Annotated in this window: 19 protein-coding genes, 1 tRNA gene and 1 pseudogene; 16 read left to right on the top strand and 5 right to left on the bottom strand. The window is 73.2% G+C overall.

The genetic code is table 11. The features are described 5' to 3' along the window. Nucleotides 1-142: 142 nt before the first annotated feature. The 5 genes from RM445_RS02400 (at nt 143) to RM445_RS02380 (ending at nt 3,934) form a co-directional block, all read left to right on the top strand. Nucleotides 143-784, top strand: coding sequence for a DUF6474 family protein (locus tag RM445_RS02400; protein WP_311554262.1), 642 nt, complete (start codon nt 143-145; stop codon nt 782-784). 146 nt (nt 785-930) lie between these two features. Beyond that, complete coding sequence (locus RM445_RS02395; protein ID WP_311554261.1) at nt 931-1,458, top strand: hypothetical protein; 528 nt, start codon at nt 931-933, stop codon at nt 1,456-1,458. Between the two features lie 69 nt (nt 1,459-1,527). Then, nucleotides 1,528-2,316 carry a YcnI family copper-binding membrane protein gene (locus RM445_RS02390; protein WP_311554260.1) on the top strand — a complete coding sequence of 263 codons (789 nt, stop codon included), beginning with the start codon at nt 1,528-1,530 and terminating at the stop codon, nt 2,314-2,316. Then, on the top strand, nt 2,313-2,903 hold the full coding sequence (locus RM445_RS02385; RefSeq protein WP_311554259.1) for a copper resistance CopC family protein: 591 nt from the start codon (nt 2,313-2,315) through the stop codon (nt 2,901-2,903). Before RM445_RS02390 ends, RM445_RS02385 begins: the two co-directional genes overlap by 4 nt. 62 nt (nt 2,904-2,965) lie before the next feature. Next, nucleotides 2,966-3,934 (top strand): copper resistance D family protein, encoded by a 969-nt coding sequence (locus RM445_RS02380; RefSeq protein ID WP_311554258.1) that lies wholly within the window; start codon nt 2,966-2,968, stop codon nt 3,932-3,934. 3 nt (nt 3,935-3,937) lie between these two features. On the opposite strand, the gene RM445_RS02375 is transcribed toward RM445_RS02380, so the two are convergent. From RM445_RS02375 to RM445_RS02360, 4 genes and pseudogenes are all read right to left on the bottom strand, one after another. Beyond that, on the bottom strand, nt 3,938-5,347 hold the full coding sequence (locus tag RM445_RS02375) for a dihydrolipoyl dehydrogenase family protein (RefSeq protein ID WP_311554257.1): 1,410 nt from the start codon (nt 5,345-5,347) through the stop codon (nt 3,938-3,940). 94 nt (nt 5,348-5,441) lie between these two features. Then, nucleotides 5,442-6,089, bottom strand: a pseudogene (locus RM445_RS02370) (SDR family oxidoreductase); the annotation flags it as partial. Nucleotides 6,090-6,259: 170 nt separating this feature from the next. Continuing rightward, nucleotides 6,260-6,997 (bottom strand): class I SAM-dependent methyltransferase, encoded by a 738-nt coding sequence (locus RM445_RS02365; protein WP_311554256.1) that lies wholly within the window; start codon nt 6,995-6,997, stop codon nt 6,260-6,262. Nucleotides 6,998-7,034: 37 nt separating this feature from the next. After that, nucleotides 7,035-8,153, bottom strand: coding sequence for a 5-methyltetrahydropteroyltriglutamate--homocysteine S-methyltransferase (locus RM445_RS02360; RefSeq protein ID WP_311554255.1), 1,119 nt, complete (start codon nt 8,151-8,153; stop codon nt 7,035-7,037). A gap of 241 nt (nt 8,154-8,394) precedes the next feature. Between RM445_RS02360 and RM445_RS02355 the strand changes: the two genes are divergently transcribed. Further along, the gene (locus RM445_RS02355) at nt 8,395-8,634 is read left to right on the top strand and encodes a DUF2630 family protein (RefSeq protein WP_311554254.1); all 240 of its coding nucleotides are present in this window, start codon (nt 8,395-8,397) and stop codon (nt 8,632-8,634) included. A gap of 1 nt (nt 8,635) precedes the next feature. After that, entirely contained in the window at nt 8,636-9,292 is a 657-nt protein-coding gene (locus RM445_RS02350) for a nucleoside/nucleotide kinase family protein (RefSeq protein WP_311554253.1), read from the top strand. Here RM445_RS02350 and RM445_RS02345 read toward each other — a convergent pair. Then, nucleotides 9,274-9,356 (bottom strand) — tRNA-Leu (locus RM445_RS02345). The genes RM445_RS02350 and RM445_RS02345 overlap by 19 nt on opposite strands. A 134-nt stretch (nt 9,357-9,490) precedes the next feature. Here RM445_RS02345 and RM445_RS02340 point away from each other — a divergent pair. The 9 genes from RM445_RS02340 to crgA all read left to right on the top strand — a co-directional run bounded on the left by RM445_RS02340 (nt 9,491) and on the right by crgA (nt 19,984). Beyond that, nucleotides 9,491-10,765, top strand: a complete 1,275-nt coding sequence (locus RM445_RS02340) for a DUF3662 and FHA domain-containing protein (protein ID WP_311554252.1) — start codon at nt 9,491-9,493, stop codon at nt 10,763-10,765. A gap of 46 nt (nt 10,766-10,811) precedes the next feature. Then, nucleotides 10,812-11,267 carry an FHA domain-containing protein FhaB/FipA gene (locus tag RM445_RS02335; protein ID WP_311554251.1) on the top strand — a complete coding sequence of 152 codons (456 nt, stop codon included), beginning with the start codon at nt 10,812-10,814 and terminating at the stop codon, nt 11,265-11,267. Further along, on the top strand, nt 11,264-12,667 hold the full coding sequence (locus RM445_RS02330; protein WP_311554250.1) for a PP2C family protein-serine/threonine phosphatase: 1,404 nt from the start codon (nt 11,264-11,266) through the stop codon (nt 12,665-12,667). Before RM445_RS02335 ends, RM445_RS02330 begins: the two co-directional genes overlap by 4 nt. Nucleotide 12,668: 1 nt before the next feature. Then, entirely contained in the window at nt 12,669-14,126 is a 1,458-nt protein-coding gene (locus tag RM445_RS02325; RefSeq protein ID WP_311554249.1) for an FtsW/RodA/SpoVE family cell cycle protein, read from the top strand. Next, a complete protein-coding gene (locus tag RM445_RS02320; RefSeq protein WP_311554248.1) occupies nt 14,123-15,592 on the top strand; it encodes a peptidoglycan D,D-transpeptidase FtsI family protein in 1,470 nt (489 codons plus the stop codon). Before RM445_RS02325 ends, RM445_RS02320 begins: the two co-directional genes overlap by 4 nt. A 2-nt stretch (nt 15,593-15,594) precedes the next feature. After that, nucleotides 15,595-17,010, top strand: coding sequence for a serine/threonine-protein kinase (locus tag RM445_RS02315; protein ID WP_311554396.1), 1,416 nt, complete (start codon nt 15,595-15,597; stop codon nt 17,008-17,010). After that, complete coding sequence (gene pknB, locus RM445_RS02310) at nt 17,007-18,968, top strand: Stk1 family PASTA domain-containing Ser/Thr kinase (RefSeq protein WP_311554247.1); 1,962 nt, start codon at nt 17,007-17,009, stop codon at nt 18,966-18,968. Before RM445_RS02315 ends, pknB begins: the two co-directional genes overlap by 4 nt. A 37-nt stretch (nt 18,969-19,005) precedes the next feature. Then, nucleotides 19,006-19,641 (top strand): aminodeoxychorismate/anthranilate synthase component II, encoded by a 636-nt coding sequence (locus RM445_RS02305; RefSeq protein ID WP_311554246.1) that lies wholly within the window; start codon nt 19,006-19,008, stop codon nt 19,639-19,641. Between the two features lie 82 nt (nt 19,642-19,723). Next, nucleotides 19,724-19,984, top strand: a complete 261-nt coding sequence (gene crgA / locus RM445_RS02300; protein ID WP_311554245.1) for a cell division protein CrgA — start codon at nt 19,724-19,726, stop codon at nt 19,982-19,984. The last annotated feature ends 16 nt before the right edge of the window (nt 19,985-20,000 follow it).

Genomic DNA, 20,000 nt, shown 5'->3' with positions numbered 1-20,000 from the left:
TCCACCCACACAGTGGTCGGCGGGCAACGATCCGGGGTGATCAGCTCCTGTGCACGGGCCCGCACCCTAAGCTGGCGCCCCGGACGTGCCGGGTGTGTCCGGGGCTCGGTCCCCGACATCCGGGCTTTGCGAGGAGGAACGGATGAAGCGGCGACGCGGGGCGGGCGGAGGGGTGAGCACCGCGGTGAGCACCGCGGTGGGCACCGCCGTGGACGCGGCGGTGGCGGGCGAGGTCGGTGCCGTCGCGACGAAGGCCGCAGGCGGCGTGACGAAGCGGGCGGGGCGCGCCGCTCGGAAGGCCGGTGCCGCCGCGGAGCAGGCCGGCGAGAACGTCCGCCGCGGTCGCGGACCGATGACCCCCGCCAGGGCGCGCCGCATGATCGGCCTCAGCAAGGTCGTCCTGCCGCTGCTCGTCCCGTACGCGCTGGCCGCCGCGGGCGTCGCCCGTGCCCAGTGGGACGCCTACCGCGCCGCACGGCTCGGGGTCACCCCGTCGCAGCTCAACGCGTACTCGGGGCGCGGCGGCGCGCTGCACGCGCGGATCGACCAGCTGGCGACCGCCCTCGGCGATCTCGACGACGGCACGGAGGCGCACGCCACCACGGCCTCACGCCGGTTCGCCCGCGAGACCCGGCCCCGGCTGGAGGACCTCGCGCTCGCCGTCCGCGCCGCCGAGCAGATGCCGCCGCAGCGCCGCAAGACGGCGCACCGGGCAGTCTCCGCCGAGCTCGACCGGGTCGAGCTGACCCTGCTCGACCACCTGGGCGTCGGCCGCACGGCCTGATCCACGGTCCGGTTCGCGCGGCGAGCGGCACCCTCCCGGCGGCCACCGCGGGGTCGACCGCCCGCCGCTTGAGGGGCGCCACCCGCCCCGCTTTGGGGGTCGCGGGCGATGTGACCTGTCGGTGGGCGGGGCTAGCTTGTGAACCCATGGACGACCGGACCGCGCGCGGGCCCCGCCTGCTGCGCGGGGTGGTGACCGCCGGCCTCAGCACGCTGCTGATCGCCGTCGGGCACGTCCTCGGCGGTGGCGCGGTTCCGGACCTCGCCGTTCTCGTCGTGCTGTTCCCGCTGCTCACCGGGGCCCTCGTGGGAGTCGCCGACCGCTGCCGCAGCGTGCGGGCCACGATCGCGACGCTCGGGGGCGGCCAGTACGCGCTGCACGTCCTGCTGGCGGTCCTGCACCCGCACCCGTCCTTCGACGCCGCGCCGAGCGGCCTGACGATGTTCGCCCTGCACGCCGCGGCGACGCTCGTCGTCACCGTGCTGCTCCGGCACGCCGACCAGGCGCTGGCCGCCGTCGGCTCCGCGCTGCGCCGGGTGCTGCCCCGGCGCCCGTTCGTCCCGCCCGCCGACGGCCCGCTGCGGCCGCTCCGTGTGGCGTCGGCCGCCCGCGTCGCACGCCAGCTCGCGCGGGCCGCGGTGCCGACGCGTCGCGGTCCTCCGGTGGGGTGCTGATCCCGCGCATCCCGTCCACAACCCCGCCGCGCTCCCGCCGCGGCGTGTCGTTCATCACCGGAGAACCCCGTGTCCCGCACCTCCGCTCGTCGGCGCGCCCTGCGCCTGAGCACCGTCCTGTCCGTCGCCGCCACCGCCGCCGTCCTCGGTGCCGCCCCGGCCTTCGCCCACGTCACCGCCCAGCCCGGTGAAGCCGCGCAGGGTGGCTACAGCGTCGTCTCGCTGCGCGTCCCCAACGAGTCCGACACGGCAGGCACCGTCAAGCTCGAGGTCACCCTGCCGGCGGACCACCCGCTCAGCAGCGTCCGGACCACGCCGGTGCCGGGCTGGACCGCCACCATGACGAAGGCTGCGGTGAACCCGCCCGTGCAGGTGGGCGAGCGCACGGTCAGCGAGGCCGTCCGCACCGTCACCTGGACCGCGAACCCCGGCACCCGCATCGGCCCCGGCGAGTTCCTCGAGTTCCCGCTGTCGGTGGGCCCGCTGCCCACCGGGGTCGACGAGCTCGCCCTGCCCGCGGTGCAGACCTACGACGACGGCGAGGTCGTCGCGTGGGACCAGCCCATGAACCCCGACGGCTCCGAGCCCGAGCGGCCCGCGCCGACCCTGGCCCTGACCCCGGCAACGGGTGAGAGCGGTGGCCACGCCGCCATGACGCCCACCGACACCGCCGTGCAGACCCCCGCCACCGACACCACGGACGACACCGCACGCTGGCTCGCCGGCGCCGGCCTGCTCGTCGGCGCGCTCGGGCTGGGCGTCGGCGGCGGGGCCGTGCTGCGCACCCGCCGTGCCTCCGGCGCGGATCGCCCCGCGGCTGCCGCGCCGGAGCGCGAGCACAGCGAGGCCGGGCGATGACCCGCGTCGCGCTGCGGCTGCTCGCGGCCACCGTCGCCGCGTGCGTCGCGCTGCTCCTCGGCGCCGCGCCCGCGTTCGCGCACACGCGCCTGGAGAGCAGCGATCCCGTCGACAAGTCGAGCGTCGACACCGCTCCGGCGTCGGTCTCGCTGACCTTCAACGAAGCCATCTCGGCCGAGTTCGCGACCCTGTCCGTGGTCGGTCCGGACGGCACGAACTACCAGAGCGGCCAGGTGTCGGCGTCGAACGGTCAGGTGAGCACCGCCGTGTCGCCGCTCGGGCCCGCCGGTGTCTACGAGATCGGCTACCGGGTGGTGTCCGACGACGGCCACCCCGTGTCGGGGAAGGTGTCGTTCACGCTGACCACGGCCGGCCCCGGTGCGGCCGCCGCTCCGGCGACGGCGGCGCCCACCGCTGCGGCGGCGCCCGCACCCGCTCCTGCCGCCGCCCCGGCGACGACCGCGGTCGACCCGCAGGCCGACAGCCGATCGAGCGGGGGCGCCCCGATCTGGCCCTGGCTGGTCGGCGCGGTCATCCTGGTGGCAGCCGGTGCGGCCGTCGCGCTGCGGCTGAGCCGCCGCAGCTGAGTCGACGAATGCCGGCCCACAGAGTGCTCGGCCCGAAGTTGTCGGGCGGAAGGGAGCGAGGCATGGACCGGACGGCCATCCGCCCGGCCGCCCGGCTGACGCCGGCGCTGTGGGTGCTCGTCGCGGCCGCCACCTCGGTGGTGGCGGCCGTGCTGGCCGGCGCGCTGCGCAGCACGACGCTCCCGACCCTGTTCGGCACCGGCCTGACGCGTGCGGGCGCGGACATCGCGGGGATCACCTGCGTCGGGCTCGCGCTCGTCGGCGTCCTCATCCCGGTGGGCTCATCCGAGGCGAACCGGGTGCGCCGCCGGGCGGACCGGGCGATCGTCGCCGCCGGAGGCGTGTGGTTGGTGATCGCGCTCCTCGGGATCGCCTTCCGCGCAGCCGACGGCTACGGCCGCCCGGTCAGCTCGTTGACCGGCCCGGACCTACTCGTGTGGGCGACGAACCTGGCCGCGGGCCGGGGCGCCCTCCTCACGGTCGCCTGTGCCGCAGCCGTGCTCGGTTGCGCCGTCGCCCGGCTGCGCGACCCGGACCTGGTCGCGATCCGGGTCGTACTGGTGATCGCGCTGCTGGGGATGCTGACGCCCGGCGTGACCGGGCACGCCAGTTCCTCGGCGAGCCACGAGGTGGCGGTGACGACCGTGGCGCTGCACGTCGCCGCCGCCTCGCTGTGGGTCGGCGGGCTCGGCGCGATCCTCGTGCTGCTCGGCAGGCGGCGCGAGCTGCTGGCGCGGGCACTGCCCCGGTTCTCGACCCTGGCCGGGGCGTGCCTGGCGGTCGTGACGGTCAGCGGGTTGCTCACCGCGCAGGTCCGTCTCGGGTCGTGGGCGGCGCTGTTCCTCACCGGCTACGGCGCGCTCGTCATTGCAAAGGTGGGCGCGCTGGTGCTGCTCGGCCTCCTGGGTCTGGTGACCCGGCGCCGGATGGCCGCGGGGCGCATGCCGGTGCTGCGGTGGGCGGGCGTCGAGGTCACCGTGATGGCCGTGACCCTGGGTCTGGCGGCCGCGCTGTCGCAGGCCGCCCCGTAGAGGTCAGCCGCTCCGGTAGGCCTCCAGCAGCCGCAGCCACACCTCGCTGATCGTCGGGTAGGCGGGCACCGCGTGCCACAGCCGTCGCAGCGGCACCTCCCCGACCACCGCGATCGTGGCCGCGTGGAGCATCTCGGCGGTGTCCTGACCGACGAACGTCAGGCCTACGAGAACACCGCGGTCCTCGTCGACGACCATCCGCACCGCGCCGTCGTAGTCGTCGGCCTGGATGGTGGACCCGGCCACCGCGATCGGCAGGTCGACCACCCGGACGTTCAGCCCGGCCTCCTTCGCCTGCTCCGCGGTCCGCCCGACCGACGCGACCTCCGGGTCGGTGAAGACGACCTGCGGGACGGCCGCGTGGTCGGCCGTCGCGACGTGTTCACCCCAGGGCGCGGTGTCCACGGGATCGCCCGCGGCGCGGGCCCCGATCGCCGCGCCGACGATCCGCGCGTCGTACTTGCCCTGGTGGGTCAGCGGCGCCCGGCCCGTGACGTCGCCCGCCGCGTAGAGCCACTGCCCGTCGATCCCCTGCACCAGCCCGGTGTCGTCGACGGTCAGCGGCCCGTCGGGCGTCACGCCGACCGACTCGAGCCCCAGGTCGTCGACGTTCGGCCGGCGGCCGGTGGCGACCAGGAGCTCGTCGACCACGATCGTCTCCGGCCTGGATCCTGCAGGGCCCACCTGCAGCGCGATCGCGTCGCCGTCCGCGGCCACCGAGTCGAGCCCGGTGTCCAGCCGTACGTCCACGCCGTCGCGACGCAGCCCCGCCGCGACCTTCTCGGATCCGACGGGCTCCACCGACGGCAGCAGCCGCGGCCCGCGGACCAGCAGCACCACCTCCGACCCGAGCCTTCGCCAGGCCTGGGCCAGCTCGCAGCCGACGACCCCGCCGCCCAGCACACCGAGCCGGCGCGGCACCGCATGCGCGGAGGTGGCGTCGCGGCTGGTCCACACGCGGACGGAGTCGATGCCGGGGATCGGCGGGCGGACCGGACGGCTGCCGGTGGCGACCACGACCGCGTGTCGGGCGCGGAACACCTCGTCGCCGACCCGGACCACGCGTTCCCCGTCCAGGCGGGCCCGGCCCCGGACCACCGGGATCCCCGCGCCCTCGGCCCAGTCGACCTGGCTCGAGTCGTCCCAGCCGTGGGCGATCGAGTCGCGGCGCTTCAGCACCGCCTCGACGTCGTACTCGGCCGTGACGCCGGGAAGGCGGCGGGCCGCGACGACCGCGTCCGCCGTACGCAGCAGCGCCTTGCTGGGCATGCACGCCCAGTACGAGCACTCGCCGCCGACCAGCTCGGACTCCACCATCACGGTGGACAGTCCGGACCGGTGGGCGTAGTCCGCGACGTTCTCGCCGACCGCCCCGGCGCCGATGACGACGACGTCGACCTCGCGCTCACTCACGGGGACCGACCTCGCCCGGACCTGCCGCCGCCGTGTCCTCGGGAGAGGCTTTCCCCGGATCGTCGGTGTCGTCGTCGACCGGTGGCGTCAGGGCGATCGCGGCGACGGCGGCGAACACGTCGTCGTCGCCCTCGACCAGCTCCAGGGTCTGCCCGATCGTGCCCGGGTTGTCGAGCACCGCCGCGAGCACGGCGGCGGTGTCGTCCCGGGTGACGGCCCCGCGCGGGACCGACGACGCCAGCAGGACCTTCCCGACGCCGGGGTCGTCGGTGAGCCGTCCGGGTCGCAGGATCGTCCAGTCCAGCTGCGTGGCGCGCACCGCGTCCTCCGCGGCCCGCTTCGCCTGCAGGTAGGCGACCCACGCCTCGCCGAGGGACGCGTCCGGCTCCTCGTCGACACCCATCGCCGACACCTGCACGTAGCGCCGCACCCCGGCGAGCTCGGCGGCGTCGGCCAGCAGCACCGCGGCGGCCCGGTCGACGGAGTCCTTCCGCGGCGCCCCGCTCGTCGGCCCGGCACCCGCCGCGAACACCACGGCGTCCGCGCCCACCAGTTGCTGGGCGAGATCCGACGCGCTCACCGCCTCGAGGTCGCTCACCAGGGCCGTCCCACCTGCGGCCTCGACGTCGCCGCGATGGTCGGGATTGCGCACCACCCCCGTGACGACGTCCCCGCGTCCCGCCAGCAGCGCCGTCAGCCGCAACGCGATCTGTCCGTGTCCTCCCGCGATCACTACTCGCACGGGCGCGACGCTATCCCCGCACCCGCCGCGGCGCCGCACGAGCCACCCGAGCAGGCGCCGCCATCACCCTCCGCGACCAACACCGCCGCACCCCGATGTCAGGAAAGCCACCTTCATGTCACCACGCGTCTGCAAGGTGGCTTTCCAGGCAACACGGGACCACGGCGCAGCTACGGTGCGTGCGCGACCAGGACGCGGAACAGGTTCTGCAACCGGTAGCCGTCGCCGGTCCGGTAGGGCTCCAGCGCCGCACGCACCGCCTTCACCACCGCCTCCGGGCCGCCGAGCCGGACCGCCGCCCGGCCGATCCCCGACTCCAGCAGAGGGCCCAGCACGGCGTCGTCGTCCGGATAGTCGAACGTGCACGTCACCGCGTCGATCCCGGCCACCGCCAACCCGGCCAGCCACGCCACCTTCCGGAGGCGGTCCGGGTCGGTCAGCGCGGGCGGTCTCGGCGGGCGGCGCGGCGACGGCAGCCACGGCGCGAGCGCCTCACCGAAGATCCGCACGTCGCACTCGTGCTCACGGCCCCACACCGTCAGCACCAACGTCCCGCCCGACACCGCCACCCGCGACGCCTCGCGCAGCAGCTTGAGCGGGTTCGCGACGTGCGTGAGCAGCTGGACCGCCGTGACCACCGCGAACGGGCCGCCGAGCGCGTCGACCGGCCCGAGGTCCTGCGCGTCGCCGGTCGCGAAGCGGCCCTCCGGCACCGCGGCGCCCGCCAGCGTCACCGCCGCCGGGTCGACGTCGCGGCCCGTCACCCGCGCCCCGCGGTCCGCGGCGGCACGGGCGAACTCACCGGTCCCGCAGCCGAGGTCGAGCAGCGTCGTCCCGGCGACGACGTCCGCGGCGTCGAGCACCGCAGCGTGCAGCGGGCGCGCCCACCCGGCCGGTCCTTCGGTCACGGCTCCTCGGTCCTGGCGACTCGTGCTGTCCGGAAACTCAGCCCCAGACCTCGTCCGCCACGCGGACGATCAGCTCGAGCTTGGCGACCTGCTCGTCGTAGCTCAGCGTGTTGCCCTCCACGGTGGAGGAGAACCCGCACTGCGGCGACAGGCACAGCTGATCGAGCGGCACGTACTTCGCCGCCTCGTCGATGCGCCGCTTGAGCAGGTCCGCGTCCTCCAGCTCACCGCGCTTCGTGGTGACCAGGCCCAGCACCACCTGCTTGCCGGGCGGCACGAACCGCAGCGGCGCGAAGCCGCCGGACCGCTCGTCGTCGAACTCGCAGAAGAACCCGTCGACGGCCAGCTCGCCGAACAGCGCCTCGGCCACGAAGTCGTAGCCGCCCTCGGCCGCCCACGAGGAGCGGTAGTTGCCGCGGCACATGTGGGTGGTCACCCGCATGTCCGCAGGCTTTCCGGCGAGCGCGGCGTTGATCTGGGCGATGTAGCGCAGGTGCTGGTGGTCGGCGTCCTCCCCGCGCGCGGCCATCGCGGCCCGCTGCGCGGGGTCGTTGAGGTAGGCCAGGCTCGTGTCGTCGAGCTGCAGGTAGCGGCAGCCGAGATCGCCGAGCGCGCGGACCTCGTCGGCGTAGGCGGCCGAGAGGTCGGCCCAGAACCCGTCGAGGTCCGGGTAGACGGACCGGTCCACCGCCGCCGTCCCTCCGCGGTAGTGGACCATGCTCGGCGACGGGATCGTCAGCTTCGGCAGCGCCGTGGTCACCGCGTTCTGCAGGAACACGAAGTCGTCGGCGAAGATCGGCTCGTCGAGCCGCACCCGCGACCGCACCGCGATGCCCGCCGAGGTGAACGCGGTGTCGCCCGACGCACCGTGCATCCGCACCTCGATGCGCTCGTCGGTCCGCTCGATCCCGCCGAGCCGGTGGATGAAGTCCATGTGCCACGACGTGCGCCGGAACTCCCCGTCCGTCGCCGCCTGCAGTCCCACCCGCTCCTGCATCGCGACGACGTCCCGGATCGCCTCGTCCTCAGCCGCACGCAGCGCCGTGATGTCGATCTCCCCCGCCGCGTGCGCCGCACGCGCCGCCAGCAGGGTCGGCGGGCGGAGCAGGCTTCCGACGTGGTCGGCCCGGAACGGCGGTTCGGTGCGGGGCGTCATGCGGGCAGGTTAGTGCGGTGTCCATGAACGTTGTCGGGGTGTTCGCGGGATCCAGGTGGATGCATCGCAAGGCGGAGGAGCCGCCGATACCGGGTTGTATCGGCGGCGACGACAACGCAGCGAGGCGCCACCTGGGCCCGCGAGGACCCGGCGAACGTTTGTGGACACCGCACTACCCAGTCCACGCCGAGATCACCGACCGCCGTGGTGGGCCGGCCGTGCACTGGTGCACGCTGGAGGCATGGACGAGGACCTGCGCCACCGCATCACCGAACTGGTCGACGAGGAGCACCATCTCGAACGCGCCCACATCGGGCGACGGCTCTCCGACGACGAACGCGCCCGCCTCGACGCGCTGGGGGTCGAGCTCGACCGCACCTGGGACCTGCTGCGCCGCCGCGAGGCCCGCCGCCGGGCCGGTCAGGACCCCGACACCGAGCAGGAGCGGACGACGGCCGTCGTCGAGGGGTACCAGCAGTAGGGTGGGGATCACTCCCGTCACCCCGGAACTGCTCGTCGCCGACGTGACGGAGCTGGTCGCGGCCCGACCGGGCCGGGTACGGCTGGCCGTCGACGGGCCACCGCCGACGGCCCCGCGGGCGCTGGCCGACGCCGTCGCGATCGGGCTGCGCGCCCGCGGTCGCGCGACCGTGGTGGTGGACACGGCCGACTACCTGCGTCCCGCGTCTCTGCGGTTCGAGCTCGGCCGCACGGATCCCGACATGTTCCTCGACGGCTGGCTCGACGTCGGCGGCCTCCGTCGCGAGGTACTCGAGCCCGCGGCACCGGACGGGTCGGGCCGCGTGCTGCCCCGCCTCTGGGACGCGCGTACGGACCGCGCCCACCGCGACTCCTACGTCGATCTCCCCGCGGACGGCGTCGTCGTGCTCGCCGGTGCGCTGCTGCTGGGCCGCGGACTGCCCGTCGACCTGGCGGTGCACCTGCGGATGAACGAGAAGGCGTTGGCCCGGCGGCTACCGGAGGACGAACGCTGGACCCTGCCGGCCTACGCCCGCTACGCGACGGAGAACACACCGGAGAAGATCGCGGACCTGCTTGTGCTGGCCGACCATCCGGACCGCCCGGCGGTACAGCGATATGAGCTGAGAGATAAGGATTGTGGGCGAGGAGGGAGTTGAACCCTCACGTCCTTTCGGACACACGGACCTGAACCGTGCGCGTCTGCCATTCCGCCACTCGCCCTGGCGATCGGAAAGCTAGCACGCCTTCCGCGACCCTCATCGAACCGGGGTACCCGGTCGGGGCCCACCTCCGTGGCTAGCACGGATACGATCGGAGACGCCAAACAACACGCCGATGCGAACGGAGGAAGATCGGTGGGCCGCGTCGGGAGGTTCGAGCGCCGTCTCCAAGGGATGGTGGGCGACGCTTCCGCGCGGGTCTTCGGAGGCAGCGTCGTTCCCCAAGAGATCAAAGGCGCGCTGAAGCGGGAAGCCGAAGACCAGGTCCAGGAGCTCGCGGGAGGGCGCCAGCTGGCGCCGAACCGATTCACCGTGATGCTCAGCCCACAAGATCTCGACCGCATCGCGGGCGACGACGTGGCACGGGTCGTCAACGACCTGTCCGGCGCTGTCGCCCGACACCTCACCGACCAGGGGCTGGACACCTTCGGTGAGGTCGTAGTCTTCCTGGAGCGCTCCGAGGCGCTGCACACGGGACAGTTCCGCACCCGCTCGGCCGTCGACCCCGATGCTTCCCGCCGGGACGCCGTCCGAGCACGCAACGCAGGAGAAGCACCCATGAGCCAGCAACCGGGCCACCCGGAGGAGAACGGCCACTACGGCTACGACCGTGGCGCCCCCGGCTACGGTCAGCAGACGTACGCCCCCCAGGGCTACGACCAGCGCCGCGGTGGTTACGACCAGGGCGAGCCCGAGGGCTACGGCCAGCCGGGCTACCCCCCGCAGGGCGGCTACCCCCAGGGCGCCCCGCAGGGATACGACCCCGGTCAGGCCGGCCAGGCCGCTCACCCGGGTTACGACCCCGGCTACCCCCAGCAGGGCGGCTACCCGCAGCAGGGCGGCTACACCCCCGGGCAGCAGGGCTACGGCCAGGGCGCCCCGCAGGGCTACGACCCCGGCTACAACCCGCAGGGCCAGCCCGGCTACGGCGGCCCGCAGGCCTACGCGCCGCAGCCCGGCTACGGCCAGCCCGGCTACGACCAGGGCTACGGCCAGCAGGGTGGCTACCAGCCGCCCTACGACCAGGGCTACGACGGCGGCTACGACCCGCACCAGCAGGGCGGCTACGGTCAGCAGCCCGGCTACGGCCAGCAGCAGGGCGGGTGGAACGGCTACCAGCAGCAGCTGACGGCCACGATCAGCCTGGACGACGGCTCCGGTCGCAGCTACCAGCTCACCGAGGGCACCCACGTCATCGGTCGTGGGCAGGACTCCGCGTTCCGCCTGCCCGACACCGGCGTGTCGCGCCGCCACCTCGAGATCAACTGGGATGGTCACCACGCCACGCTGACGGACCTCGGGTCGACCAACGGCACCACCGTGAACGGGAACCCGATCCAGACGTGGCAGCTCAACGACGGCGACGTGATCCGGGTCGGGCACTCCAGCCTGGTGTTCCGTAGTCAGTGAGTCGGGCCCGTCGGCTCGACGGGTAGAGGGAGGAGTTCGCCGCGACGTGCCGGAGCTGGTGCTGCAGCTGACCAGAGCGGGCTTCTTGGCCCTTCTCTGGATCTTCGTGCTGTTCTCGCTCCGGGTGGTCCGATCGGACCTGTACGGCGCGGCGGGCTTGCGTGCGCTGGTCCCCGGCGGTGGCCGGACCCGCGGACGCGGGCGCGCCCGGACGGCCCGCCAGCTCCTGGTCACCCAGGGCCCGCTGACGGGCACCCGCATCTCGCTGGACTCCCGGCCGATCCTGATCGGCCGGGCCGACGACTCCACACTGGTGCTCGACGACGACTACGCGTCGACGAGGCACGCGCGGATCGCCCAACAGGGCGACGAGTGGTACGTCGAAGACCTCGGGTCGACGAACGGGACGTACCTGGACAGGGCTAAAGTCACCGGGCCCACCCGCGTGCCCCTGGGGGTCCCGGTCCGCATCGGCAAGACGGTGATCGAGCTGCGCTCATGACCCTCGTCCTTCGGTACTCCGCGCGAAGCGACCGCGGCCTCGTCCGGCAGAACAACCAGGACGCGGTGTACGCCGGGCCGCGGCTCCTGGCGTTGGCCGACGGCATGGGCGGTCACGCCGCGGGCGAGGTCGCATCGTCCCTGGTGATCTCGGCACTGGCCCCGCTCGACGACGACGACCCGGGCGACGACCTGCTGCGTGAGCTGCACGCGGCCACCGTCGAGGGCAACTCGGCGATCCACCGGCACGTGCTGGAGGCGCCGGACCTCGAGGGCATGGGCACCACGCTCACCGCGATCCTGTTCAAGGGCTCGCGGCTGGGGCTGGTGCACATCGGCGACTCGCGGGCCTACCAGCTGCGCGAGCAGATGCTGACCCAGATCACGAAGGACGACACGTTCGTCCAGTCGCTGATCGACGAGGGGCGCATCACCGAGGAGGAGGCGCACACGCATCCGCAGCGCTCGCTGCTGCTGCGCGCCATGACCGGGCAGGACATCGATCCGTCGCTGACCGTGCGCGAGGCCCGCCCCGGCGACCGCTACCTGCTGTGCAGCGACGGCCTCTCCGGCGTCGTCAGCGACGAGACGCTGGCGCACACCCTGAGCACCTACGTCGACCCGCGCGAGTGCGCCGACCGCCTCATCGACCTCGCACTGCGCGGCGGCGGCCCGGACAACATCACCTGCATCGTCGCGGACGTCGTGGACGTCGACTTCGGCGACGACGCACCGATCGTCGGCGGAGCCGCGGGCGACGGCCGCGACATCACCCCACCGCCCGACTCCGCGGCCGCCCGTGCGTCGGCCACCACACTGACCCGCACCGCACCGCTGCGCGTGCACCCGGTCGCCCCCGCGCCGGCCGCCCGCTTCCGCGGGCTCCGGCTGGCGCTGGGCATCGTCGCCGTGCTGGCCGTGCTTGCCGGCGGCGGCGTCCTCGCCCGCATGTGGGTGCTCCAGCAGTACTACGTGGGCGCCGAACAGCAGCACGTCGCGATCTTCCAAGGGGTCCGCGGGAGCGTGCTGGGCCTGCCGCTGCAGCACCTGGTGGAGCAGACCGACATCGCGCTGACGGACCTGCCCGAGGCCACGCGCAACACGGTCCAGGACGGGATCCTCGTCACCGAAGGCGGCCTGGCCGGCGCCCAGGCCAAGGTCGGGCTGCTGCGCGGCAACATGCTCGCGCCCTGCCCCGTACCGGGTCTGGTGTCGCCGTCGGCGGCACTGGTCCCCCCGACGCCGCAGGTCCTGCCCACCGATCCCGCCGCACTCCCCACCGATCCCTCCCAGGCCGTCCCCACCACCGATCCGAACCTGGCCGCCGTCCCGAGCGTCGACACCACCCCGCTCCCGACGGTCGCTCCCGAACCGGGCCTCAACTGTCGGCCGGTGAGCTGAGATGACGTCTCCGGACGTACTCGGTTCGGGGGGCCGGACGGTGGACCCCGCGCCGGAGAAGGCTCCTTCGCTGCCCACCGGCCGCAACATCGAGCTGGTCCTGCTCGCGTTCGCCGCGATCATCGTGACCGCCGCGCTGGTACTAGTGGAGGCGAACCAGGAGAACGAGCTCACCCGCTCGCTGATCTACGTCGGTGCGGCCTATCTCGGCCTGTTCACCGTCGCGCACTTCGCGGTGCGCAAGCTCGCGCCGTACGCGGACCCCGTGATGCTGCCGTGCGTGGCGCTGCTCAACGGCCTGGGCCTGGTGATGATCCACCGCCTCGACCTGGCGGCGGCGGACCGCGCCGTGGCGCTCGGTCGCGCGGCGCCCACCGTGCTGATCCAGCGGCAGGTGGCCTGGACGGCGATCGGCCTCGTGCTGTTCGTCGGGGTGCTCTACCTGGTGCGCAACCACCGCACGCTCGCCCGCTACGGCTACACCGCCGGGTTCGCCGGGCTGGTCCTGCTCGCGCTGCCCGGCCTGCTGCCGTCGTCGATCTCGGAGGTCAACGGCGCGCGCATCTGGCTGCGGCTCGGCATCTTCTCGATCCAGCCGGGCGAGTTCGCCAAGATCCTGCTTATCGTGTTCTTCTCCGTGTTCCTGATGCAGAAGCGCGAGCTGTTCAGCGAGGCGGGCCGCAAGTTCCTCGGCATGGAGTTCCCTCGCGCGCGCGACCTCGCACCGCTGCTGATCGCCTGGGGCCTGTCGGTCGGCGTCCTGGTGCTCGAGCGCGACCTCGGCACGTCCCTGCTGTTCTTCGGCATCGTGCTCGTACTGCTCTACACGGCCACGAACAAGGTGTCGTGGATGGTCATCGGCCTGACGTTCTTCCTGGCCGGCGGCTTCGTGGCCTACCAGCTCTTCGGGCACGTGCGCACCCGCGTGCAGATCTGGCTGGACCCGTTCGCCGACTTCAACGGCTCGGGCTACCAGCTCGGGCAGGCGCTGTTCGGCCTGGGCACCGGCGGGGTCGGCGGCACCGGCCTGGGCGCCGGGCGCCCGGACCTCGTGCCCTACGCCGAGAGCGACTTCATGTTCTCCTCGCTCGGCGAGGAGCTGGGTCTGGTCGGGCTGGCCGCGATCCTCGTCGTCTACCTCGTGCTGATCACCCGGGGCCTGCGCACCTCACTGGCCGTGCGCGACAGCTTCGGCAAGCTGCTCGCCACGGGGCTGGCGTTCACGCTGGCCCTGCAGATGTTCGTGGTCATCGGTGGCGTCACCAAGCTGATCCCGCTGACCGGGCTGACGCTGCCGTTCCTGTCGTACGGCGGGTCGTCGCTGGTGGCCAACTACGCGCTGGTCGCGCTCCTGCTGCGGGTGAGCAACGCCGCCCGGGCGCCGCTGCCCACCAGGCCGGTCGCACCGCCGGTACCGATCGCCGAGGCCGGCACCGAGCTGGTGGAGCGGCCTTCGTGAACACCCCGGTCCGGCGCGTCGCCCTGGCCGTGATGGGCATGATCGTCCTGCTGATGGCGAACCTCACCTACGTGCAGGTGGTCAAGGCAGGCGACTACCGCAACGACGCCCGCAACCAGCGCGTCCTGCTCGCCGAGTACAGCCGCCAGCGCGGCCAGATCAGCGCCTCGGGCCAGGTGCTCGCCCAGAGCGTCGAGACCGGCGACCGGCTGCGCTTCCAGCGCGAGTACCCCGACGGGCCGGTGTACTCGACCGTCACCGGCTTCTACTCGGTGCTCTACAGCTCGAGCGGCGTCGAGCGGTCGATGGACGAGGTGCTCAACGGCAACGACGACCGGCTCTTCGCCCGCCGGCTGTCGGACCTCATCACCGGTCGTGACCCCAGCGGTGGCAGCGTGGTCCTCACGGTCGACCCGGCCGTCCAGCAGGCCGCCTACGACGCCCTGACCTCGCGCGACTACGCCGGCGCCGTCGTCGCGCTGCGCCCGCAGACCGGGCAGATCCTGGCGATGGTGTCCACCCCGACGTACGACCCGAACAAGCTGGCCAGCCACAGCTCGGAAGACCAGACCAGCGCCTGGGCGCGGTTCAACGACGCGGAGCCGCCGGTGCTGACGAACCGGGCGATCTCCGAGACCTATCCTCCCGGCTCGACGTTCAAGCTGATCGACACCGCGGCGGCGCTGCAGAACGGCTACACCCCGGACAGCCAGCTCACGGCCGCGTCCGAGATCACGCTGCAGGACACGGCGACGAAGCTGGAGAACTTCGCCGGCACGGCCTGCGGCACGGGTGCGACGGCCTCGCTGCGCGACGCGCTGGCCCGCTCGTGCAACACCGCTTTCGCCGAGCTCGGCGCCCAGTTGGGTGAGGACAAGATCCGTGCACAGGCCCAGGCGTTCGGCATCGGCGCGGCACCGCCCGCGATCCCGATGACGGTGGCGCCGTCCACGCTCGGCGACATCCCGGACACCGCCTCGCTGCAGCAGTCGTCGATCGGGCAGCGCGACGTCCGGTTCACGCCGCTGCAGAACGCGATGATCGTCGCGGCGATCGCCAACGGCGGCCAGGTGATGGCGCCCTACATCGTCCAGCAGGTGCTCAGCCCGACGCTGGACGTGCTCGACGAGACCCAGCCGGACCGCCTGGGCCGGGCGATGCCCGCGGACGTCGCGAAGACGCTCACAGACCTCATGATCGGCGCGGAGAACCGCACCCAGGGCGGTGGGAAGATCACCGGCGTGCAGATCGCGGCGAAGACCGGTACCGCCGAGCACGGCACCGACCCCAAGGCCACGCCACCGCACAACTGGTACGTCGCCTTCGCCCCCGCCGAAGATCCGCAGATCGCCGTCGCCGTGCTCGTGGAGAACGGCGGCGACCGCTCACTGGAGGCCACCGGTGGCTCCCGCGCCGCTCCCATCGGCCGCGCGGTGATCGCCGCCGGACTGCGGAGCGGACGATGACCGTGCTCGCGGCCGGCCACCGGATCGCCGACCGCTACCAGCTCGACCGCCGGATCGCCGTCGGCGGCATGGGCGAGGTGTGGGAGGCCGAGGACATCCGGCTGGGCCGCAGCGTCGCCGTGAAGGTGCTGCGGCCCGAGCTGTCGGGCGACCCGGAGTTCCTGCACCGGTTCCGCCTCGAAGCCCGCACCGTCGCGTCGCTCGACCACTCCGGCATCGCCGCGGTGCACGACTACGGCGAGGACGACGGGCCCCTCGGTGGCGGGCACACGGCCTACCTGGTGATGGAGCTGGTGCGCGGCGAGCCGCTGTCGTCGTTGATCGCCCGGGGCCCGTTGGACCCCGAGCAGACGTTGCGGATCATGGAGCAGTCGGCGCGGGCGCTGCAGGCCGCGCACGAACGCGGCTACGTCCACCGCGACGTGAAACCGGGCAACATCCTGATCCGCGTCGACGGCAAGGTGAAGCTCACCGACTTCGGGATCGCCAAGGCCGCGAACGCCGTGCCGGTCACCCGGTCGGGGATGGTGATGGGCACGGCCCACTACATCGCCCCGGAGCAGGCCAGCGGCGCAGAGGCCGGGCCGGCGGGCGACGTCTACTCGCTGGGCATCGTGGGCTACGAGTGCCTGGCGGGGCACCGGCCGTTCCGCGCCGAGAGCGCCGTGGCCGTCGCGATGATGCAGGTCCGCGAGCCACCGCCACCGTTGCCCGAGACCGTTCCCGAGCACGTTCGGGCACTCATCGACTCGATCCTCGTCAAGGACCCGGCCCGCCGCTACGGCACGGGTGGCGAGCTCGCGGTCGCGGTCGCGGCGGTGCGCAACGGCGGCCCGCTGCCAATCCCCGGGATCCCGGTGCAGGGCGGGTCCGTCGGGCCGCCGATGGCGATCGACGAGACCGGCGAGACGGTGTACCCGCCCAAGCCTCCGCCCGGGAGCCCGTCGGCTCCGATCCCGGTGCCGGCGCCGAGCATGTCGCCGATCTCCTCCCCCGGAATGTCCCCCGCCCGCCCGGCCGACATCGCCTCGGACATCGACGACGCGGCCGCGCCCCTCGCCTCGGGTCCGGTCGCCTCGGTCACACCGTCGGGGCAGCCCCACTCCCACCGCGCCCGCAACACGGGCTCGCACCGGTCCGAGTCCTCGACACCACGCCCCGTCCCGGCCCACACGCCCCTCACCGAGCCGTTACGCATCCCACCCGCCCGTGGACCGGGCCGCAGCCTGCTCCTGGTGCTGTTCGTGCTGCTCACGCTGGCCGCGGTGGCCCTCGGGGTGCTCCTCCTCCGGGGAGGCCTCGGTGACCTGATCGGCGACACGGCGGGAGCCGCAGCGGCGTCGGCGGTGGCGGTCGCCCGGTTCGCCGGTAGTTTGGCGTCGGCACCCCCCGATACCGTCAGGAACCGGCACCGATGACCACCCCGCGTCTGCTCTCCGACCGCTACGAGCTGGGCGACACGCTCGGCTACGGCGGCATGTCCGAGGTGCACCGGGGCATGGATAAGCGCCTCGGCCGCGACGTGGCCGTGAAGGTGCTGCGCGCCGACCTCGCCCGCGACCCGCAGTTCCAGCTGCGCTTCCGCCGCGAGGCCCAGAACGCCGCCGCGCTCAACCATCCCGCCATCGTCGCGGTCTACGACACCGGCGAGGTGCAGAGCGACTTCGGGCCGCTGCCCTACATCGTCATGGAGTACGTCGACGGTCACACCCTGCGCGAGATCGTCAAGACGCAGGGGCCGATGAGCCAGCAGCGGGTCATCGAGGTGATGGCCGACGTCTGTGCCGCGCTCGACTTCAGCCATAAGCACAACATCATCCACCGAGACGTGAAGCCCGCGAACATCATGATCAACCGCGCCGGCGCGGTGAAGGTGATGGACTTCGGCATCGCCCGCGCGCTGGGTGAGGGGCAGAACGTCACCCAGACCGCCGCCGTGATCGGCACGGCTCAGTACCTGTCGCCCGAGCAGGCGCGCGGCGAGGCCGTCGACGCCCGCAGCGACGTCTACGCCGCGGGCTGCGTGTTGTTCGAACTGCTCACGGGCGAGCCGCCGTTCACCGGCGACTCCCCGGTCGCGGTGGCCTACCAGCACGTGCGGGAGGACCCGCGGTCGCCGTCCGAGGTGAACCCCCAGGTCACGCCGGCCCTCGACGCGATCGTGCTCAAGGCGCTGAGCAAGAACCCGATCAACCGCTACCAGTCCGCCGCCGAGATGCGGGCGGACCTGGTCCGCGTGCGCTCCGGGCAGCAGCCGCTGGCGCCGATCGTGATGAGCGAGGACGAGCGCACAGCGCTGGTCAACAATCCCCGCGCCACGGCGCAGACCCGGCGGATCAACGGTGCCGGCGCCACGCGGTACGCACCTGCGCCTCCGCCGCCGACGTCCTACGGCGACTACGACGACGAGCCGGACCGCCGCCGGGGGCGGCGGATCGCGATCGGCATCGCCGCGGCCGTGGTGGTCGGGCTCCTCGCGCTGACCGGATACCTGATCTTCGGCGGGTCGCCGTCGGTGCGGCAGGTCGCGGTGCCGAACGTGTCCGGCCAGCAGCCGGAGGCCGCCCGTGCCGCGTTGCAGGCGGCGAACCTCCTGGCCACGATCACCCCGGTGACGTCGTCGGTCGACGAGAAGGGCCGGGTCGTCGGCACGGACCCGCCTGCGAACACCGAGGTTGCCGAGCGCACCACAGTCACGCTGCAGGTCGGCAACGGTCCGGACCAGGCCGCCGTGCCGCCCCTGACCGGCAAGACCGTGGTGGAGGCCGGACCGCTGCTGATCGAGCGCGGACTCGTCCTCGGGCCGCAGACCGAGCAGAACACCTCCGACAGCAGCCAGGTCGGCAAGATCATCTCGTCGACGCCCGCCGCGGGCGAGAACGTCGCCGCAGGCACCCCCGTGGCCGTCGTCGTCGGCAAGCAGCAGGCCACGGTGGCGGTGCCGGACGTCACCGGCCAGGACGCCGACGACGCGCAGAAGGAGCTGCAGAACGCCGGCTTCTCGGTGCGGACCACGAGCGTCGACGGGGGCAACTCGGGCGAGGTCGCGAGCACGGACCCGCCCGCAGGCACCCAGGCAGCGCCGAAGAGCACGGTCACGATGCGGGTGTCCACCGGCGACAGCAACAGCATCGACATGCCGGACGTCCGGGGCCGCCGGATCGACCAGGCCCAGGCGACGCTGGCCGCGGAGGGCTTCTCCAACATCCGGGTGCAGCTCGAGAGCACGGACCGGGCGAACGAGAACGGCCGGGTGCTCGACCAGTCGCCGTCGGCGGGCAAGAACACGTCGACGGACGACCAGATCACGCTCGTCGTCGGGCAGTTCTCCGGCGGCGGCTCCACGCCCACGGACAGCAGTGGCGGCGGGAACTGACGCGCCTGCCGGACCGCCGCTTGGTTAGGCTGAATCGATGCGCGTCCTCGTCGTCGACAACTACGACAGCTTCGTCTACAACCTCGTCCAGTACCTCGCCCAGCTCGGTGCCGACACCACGGTGCGGCGCAACGACGAGGTCGACCTCGACGAGCTCGACGACGTCGACGGCGTGCTGGTCAGCCCCGGCCCCGGCACTCCCGAGCGCGCCGGTGCGAGCATCGACGTGATCCGGGCGGCTGCGCAGCGGACGCTGCCCCTGCTGGGCGTGTGCCTGGGCCACCAGGCGATCGGCGTGGCCTGGGGTGGGGTCGTCGAGAGAGCACCGGAACTGCTGCACGGCAAGACCTCGCTGGTCCATCACGAGGGCGCGGGGGTGCTCGCCGGCCTGCCCGACCCGTTCATCGCCACCCGCTACCACTCGCTGTCGATCCGTCCCGACACGGTGCCCGACGCGCTGGAGGTCACCGGCCGCACCGAGAGCGGAGTGGTGATGGCGGTGCGCCACCGCGAGCTGCCCGTCGAGGGCGTGCAGTTCCACCCCGAGTCCGTGCTCACCGAGGGCGGGCACCGGATGCTTGCCAACTGGATGGCCGAGGCGGGGCACCCCGTGGCCGAGCCGCTCGTGGCGGCCCTGACGGCGGAGACCGCCGAGGTCAGCGCACGCGCCTGACCACCGCCTGACGCGGCCCCGGTACCGTAGAGCGAGCGCGCCCGGGCGACGCCGGGCCATTTCGTCACCGCGAGGTCGCACCATGCCCAAGTCCAAGGTCCGCCGGAAGACCCCGTACACGCCGCCGCCGAACGTCCGGACGCCGGTGCAGGTCGCAGGCCCCACGCACCCCGTGTACGTCGCGGTGATGCTCGGCCTGATGCTGCTGGGCCTGGCGTGGCTGGTCGTGAACTACCTGGCGGGCGACAAGATCGGCTTCATGATCGCCCTCGGATCGTGGAACTTCGTCATCGGGTTCGCACTGATCGTGGTCGGTCTGCTGATGACCATGCGGTGGCGCTGAGCGGTCCACCCGTCCG

Source organism: Pseudonocardia charpentierae (genome assembly GCF_031845345.1).
Lineage (GTDB): Bacteria > Actinomycetota > Actinomycetes > Mycobacteriales > Pseudonocardiaceae > Pseudonocardia > Pseudonocardia charpentierae.
Note: the sequence above shows the minus strand (reverse complement) of the source record. Positions and strands in the feature narration are given on the sequence as shown.

What these genes read in the sequence shown, in the direction of transcription:
- RM445_RS02325 (WP_311554249.1), top strand. Translation starts at nt 12,669, where the DNA reads ATGACGTCTCCGGACGTACTCGGTTCGGGGGGCCGGACGGTGGACCCC.
- RM445_RS02355 (WP_311554254.1), top strand. Translation starts at nt 8,395, where the DNA reads ATGGACGAGGACCTGCGCCACCGCATCACCGAACTGGTCGACGAGGAG.
- crgA (WP_311554245.1), top strand. Translation starts at nt 19,724, where the DNA reads ATGCCCAAGTCCAAGGTCCGCCGGAAGACCCCGTACACGCCGCCGCCG.
- RM445_RS02360 (WP_311554255.1), bottom strand. Translation starts at nt 8,153, where the DNA reads ATGACGCCCCGCACCGAACCGCCGTTCCGGGCCGACCACGTCGGAAGC.
- RM445_RS02330 (WP_311554250.1), top strand. Translation starts at nt 11,264, where the DNA reads ATGACCCTCGTCCTTCGGTACTCCGCGCGAAGCGACCGCGGCCTCGTC.
- RM445_RS02305 (WP_311554246.1), top strand. Translation starts at nt 19,006, where the DNA reads ATGCGCGTCCTCGTCGTCGACAACTACGACAGCTTCGTCTACAACCTC.
- RM445_RS02395 (WP_311554261.1), top strand. Translation starts at nt 931, where the DNA reads ATGGACGACCGGACCGCGCGCGGGCCCCGCCTGCTGCGCGGGGTGGTG.
- RM445_RS02385 (WP_311554259.1), top strand. Translation starts at nt 2,313, where the DNA reads ATGACCCGCGTCGCGCTGCGGCTGCTCGCGGCCACCGTCGCCGCGTGC.
- RM445_RS02380 (WP_311554258.1), top strand. Translation starts at nt 2,966, where the DNA reads ATGGACCGGACGGCCATCCGCCCGGCCGCCCGGCTGACGCCGGCGCTG.
- pknB (WP_311554247.1), top strand. Translation starts at nt 17,007, where the DNA reads ATGACCACCCCGCGTCTGCTCTCCGACCGCTACGAGCTGGGCGACACG.
- RM445_RS02400 (WP_311554262.1), top strand. Translation starts at nt 143, where the DNA reads ATGAAGCGGCGACGCGGGGCGGGCGGAGGGGTGAGCACCGCGGTGAGC.